The 437-nt window shown below is 45.3% G+C and carries 1 protein-coding gene; it reads left to right on the forward strand.

What is annotated here, in order from left to right; genetic code table 11:
- A partial coding sequence (locus DS885_RS00630) for a glycoside hydrolase family 2 TIM barrel-domain containing protein (protein ID WP_309472373.1) occupies positions 1-437 on the forward strand: 437 nt, incomplete at both ends.

Here is a 437-nt window from a genome sequence, read left to right on the forward strand (position 1 = left end):
GTGACCAATATGGTTTATACGTTGTCGACGAAGCCAATATTGAAACCCATGGTCAGTTCCCAATGGCACGCTTATCCGATGAAACGAGTTGGTTAAATGCTTACATGCGCCGTATGACTCGCATGGTAGAGCGTGATAAAAACCACCCCAGTATTATCATTTGGTCATTGGGTAATGAGTCTGGTATTGGCAGTAACCATCATGCAATGTATCAATGGACTAAGCAAAAAGATCCTACTCGTCCGGTACAATATGAAGGTGGTGGCTCAGATACCGCAGCAACGGATATCATCGCGCCTATGTATGCCCGTGTTGATGAAGATGTAACACTGGCTAACGCTCCCAATGTAACCCCTAAAATCGCATTAAAAAAATGGATAGGCTTACCGAATGAACAACGCCCGCTTATTCTATGCGAATACGCACACGCGATGGGG

The organism is Psychromonas sp. B3M02, from assembly GCF_003318165.1.
Classification (GTDB): Bacteria; Pseudomonadota; Gammaproteobacteria; order Enterobacterales; family Psychromonadaceae; genus Psychromonas.